Annotated in this window: 4 protein-coding genes; 2 read left to right on the forward strand and 2 right to left on the reverse strand. The window is 64.1% G+C overall.

All coding sequences use genetic code 11. From position 1 onward, the window contains the following. Together AC1DP3_RS17950 and glf are read right to left on the reverse strand one after the other, a co-directional pair. Positions 1-495 (reverse strand): ABC transporter permease (locus AC1DP3_RS17950; protein WP_477295673.1); only part of this gene is annotated, 495 nt, incomplete at its 3' end. 24 nt (positions 496-519) lie between these two features. After that, positions 520-1,656 carry a UDP-galactopyranose mutase gene (glf, locus tag AC1DP3_RS17955; RefSeq protein ID WP_477295674.1) on the reverse strand — a complete coding sequence of 379 codons (1,137 nt, stop codon included), beginning with the start codon at positions 1,654-1,656 and terminating at the stop codon, positions 520-522. Positions 1,657-1,814: 158 nt separating this feature from the next. Between glf and AC1DP3_RS17960 the strand changes: the two genes are divergently transcribed. After that, a complete protein-coding gene (locus tag AC1DP3_RS17960; protein WP_477295676.1) occupies positions 1,815-2,705 on the forward strand; it encodes a glycosyltransferase family 2 protein in 891 nt (296 codons plus the stop codon). A gap of 39 nt (positions 2,706-2,744) precedes the next feature. Next, positions 2,745-3,881 (forward strand): NAD-dependent epimerase/dehydratase family protein, encoded by a 1,137-nt coding sequence (locus AC1DP3_RS17965; RefSeq protein WP_477295678.1) that lies wholly within the window; start codon positions 2,745-2,747, stop codon positions 3,879-3,881. Positions 3,882-3,938 lie beyond the last annotated feature (57 nt).

A 3,938-nucleotide genomic window follows, 5' to 3' on the forward strand; every position in this document is an offset into this window, starting at 1 on the left:
GAGCAGGCCCAACCCGACGAGGAGGACGGTCTGGAGCAGCACGGCGACCGGAAACCACAGGATGCCCCAGCCGACCGGCGCACCGGTCGCGATGGCGAAGAGCGYGAGCACCGGCAGTGAGCAGAGGAATTCGATGCCTTTGCTCAGTACGATCCTGTTGACCCAGATCGAACGCGGGATCGCTGTCGAGCGTACGAGCCGGRCATCCTTGCTGAACGCCTTCGTGAAGTCCGAGACCGCGGAGTTGAACCACACCCATGGCAGGAGCGCGGAGATGAGGAAGACGATGTATGGCTCGTGGCCGACCGTGCGCTCGAAGACCTGAGTGAAGACGAACCAGTAGATCCCGCTCATCACGAGCGGATCGAGCACTGACCACAGGTATCCCAGCGCACTCGTCGCATAGCGAACACGCAGGTCGCGCGCCGACAGCAGCCACAGCGAATGCAGGTAGCGCCGGGGCGATCCGGGGGCGCCGACGGCGGCTGTTGTCACGGAGTCGAGTCTATGGTCGTCGGGTCAGGCGAGCTGGTTGTTCCACATCGACAGCGCCGAGCCGATAGCCATGTGCATGTCGAGGTACTGATAGGTCCCGAGTCTGCCGCCGAAAAGGACGTCCTTCTCACCCTTCGCCAGTTCTCGGTAGGCGATGAGTCCCTCGCGATCCTGGGGGGTGTTGACCGGGTAGTACGGCTCGTCGTCGCGATCGGCGAAGCGGGAGAACTCCCGCATGATGACCGTCTTGTCGGCGGGGTAACGGTCGGCGCGCTCGGGGTGGAAGTGGCGGAACTCGTGGATGCGCGTGTAGGGCACATCGGCGTCGGCATAGTTCATGACCGACGTTCCCTGGAAGTCGCCCACCGAGAGGACTTCCTGCTCGAGATCGATCGTGCGCCATCCGAGCTCCCCCTCGGTGTAGTCGAAGTACCGATCTACCGGGCCCGTGTAGACGATGGGAAGCTGACCCACTGCGGCCTTCTTGTTGAGCGGTTGGGATTCATCGAAGAAGTCAGTGTCGAGCTTCACTTCGATATTCGGATCGTCAGCCATCCGTTCAAGCCACGCGGTGTAGCCGTCGGTGGGAAGGCCCTCCCAGGTGTCGTTGAAGTAGCGGTTGTCGTAGTTGTAGCGCACAGGGAGGCGACTGATGACCTCCGCCGGCAGATCCTTGGGATCGGTCTGCCACTGCTTGGCGGTGTAGTCGCGGATGAACGCCTCATAGAGGGGACGCCCGATCAGGGCGATGCCCTTCTCCTCGAGGTTTCTGGCCTCCTTGACGTCGAACTCGCCTGCGAGTTCATTGATKAGCGCCTTCGCCTCGTCAGGGGAATAGCCGGCCTGGAAGAACTGGTTGATCGTGCCCAGGTTGATGGGAAGCGGGAACACGACCCCCTTGTGGTTCGTGTACACGCGGTGCTGGTAGTTGGTGAACGTCGTGAAGCGGTTGACGTACTCCCACACGGCTGGATTCGACGTGTGGAACAGGTGGGCGCCATAGCGGTGCACCTCGATACCGGTCTCGGGCTCGTCTTCGCTGTACGCGTTGCCGCCGATGTGGGGGCRGCGATCGATGACAGTCACTTTGCGTCCGGCCGCTGCCGCACGCTCGGCGATAGTGAGGCCGAAGAAGCCCGAGCCGACGATGAGGAGATCCATGGAGGCGCCTTAATGTTCGCTTTCGCCGCACACACGGCGACGCGGCGGGCCAAAGCGCCGCCGCCACCCGGCCATTCTATCGGCCGGCTCCGCGAGGCCGATTGCGGGAACCGGTGGGCGAGCGCATCCACAGACTGGTCTCATAGGCTTGCAGAGCAATGACACTCGAGATCTTCGTGCCCTTCTGGGGCGACCCTGCCCTGCTCTACAAGACGGTGGATTCTGTCCGTGGTCAACACAATCCGGACTGGCGACTGATCGTCATCGACGACTGCTACCCGGACGCCTCCGTGCCGCAGTACTTCCAGGCGATCGACGACGATCGCATCTCATACATTCGCAATCCCACGAACGTCGGGATCACTGAGAACTATCGCGAGGCCATCCGGCGCGCCACCACGGAATACATCTCGATCCTCGGCTGTGACGACCTGCTGCACCCCGACTACGTGGACGTCGCCTTGCGGACGATCGCGGCGGTGCCTCATGCCGATATCATCCAGCCGGGGACCCAGGTCATCGACGAGCGCGGCGCGGTGATCAAGCCTCTGGCGGACCGAGTCAAGCAGGACCTCCTCGCCCCGCGTGGGGGAAACGGGATCGCCGTGCTCTCCGGGGAGAAGCTGGCGACGAGCCTCATCCGCGGCGACTGGCTCTACTGGCCTTCGCTCGTGTTCCGGGCAGCGACGCTCAAGCGCATCGACTTCAGGGAGGGCCTGCCGATCATCCAGGACCTCGCCCTTCTGATGGACATCGCCTTCGAGGGCGGCACGCTCGCCTACAATCCCACCCTCGCCTTCTCCTACCGTCGTCACGGCGGCAGCGCTTCACAGAAGACGCTCCTCGACGGGCGGCGATTCCGGGATGAGCGGCGGTACTACGCAGAAGCCCGCCGAATGGCGCGCGCGCACGGCTGGTCACGCACCGCCTGTACGGCGAGAGCGCGCATCATGTCCCGGCTGCACGCGATTTCAGAGCTGCCCGGCGTCATCCGGCACGGCACCCGCCCSGGGATAGAATCGACCCTGGCGCACATCGTCGCCCTCTGACCCCGATCGCGGGTCGCTCGCACCCAGGAGTCAGCCGCCATGTCCGATCATGTGCTCATCACCGGCGGAGCCGGCTTCATCGGCACGCGCCTCGCACGCCGATTGGTCGAGGCCGGCCATGAGGTCACCGTTCTCGACGCGCTGATCCCGCAGGTTCACGGGAGCGATCCGGACTCCACCTCGACCTTGCTGCGCTCGATCGACGGCATCGCCCGGTTGATCCGCGGCAGCGTCACATCGGTGGCTGATCTTCGGGCGGCACTCGATGGCGTGAACATCGTCGTCCACCTCGCGGCGGACACCGGCACCGGGCAGTCGATGTACGAGATCGCTCGCTACACCGAGACGAACGTCGGCGGCACGGCCAAGCTTCTCGACCTCCTCGCGAACGAGYCGCACGAGGTCCGCCGGGTCGTGATCGCGTCTTCGCGCTCCATCTACGGCGAGGGTGCATACCGGACACCCGCGGGCGAGATCGTGTATCCGCCCCATCGCGCAGACGCCGACATGGCCAGTGGCGACTTCGACGTGCATTTCCCGGGCGCGGATCAGCTGGAAATGGTGCCCACCGACGAGCAGGCGAAGCTGCACCCGTCCTCCGTTTACGGCATCACGAAGCATATGCAGGAATCCCTGATCATGACCGTCGCCCCGACGATCGGGGTCGAGCCCGTGTCGCTGCGATACCAGAATGTCTATGGACCCGGCCAGTCACTGAAGAACCCCTACACCGGCATTCTTTCGATCTTCTCGACGCTCATACGCCAGGGCAAGGAGATCAACATCTTCGAAGACGGCCTCGAAAGCCGAGACTTCGTCTACATCGATGACGTCGTCGAGGCGACATTCCTCGCCGCAACGCACGCGGATGCCGCGGGCGGGGTGTTCAACGTCGGATCCGGGGTCGCAACGAGCGTGAGCGAGGTCGTCAGGAGCCTGTTCGCTGCCTTCGGGCGTGAGGTTCCGACCCGAATCTCGGGCAACTACCGGCTGGGCGATATCCGCCACAACGTCGCCGACACGACCCGTCTTCGGGAAGTCCTCGGCTTCACGCCGCGCGTCTCGTTCAACGCAGGTCTGGAACGCTTCGTCGACTGGGTCCTCAGCGAGCCCGTCGAGGCCGACGGCTATCGCCGCTCCCTCGATGAGATGTCATCCAGGAATCTGCTGAAGTGAGTCTGCCCCCGGCGCTGCAAGGCACTCCTTATCCGTATCGACGCAACAGCCTGAACC

It is taken from the genome of Microbacterium sp. P5_B6, assembly GCF_056400345.1.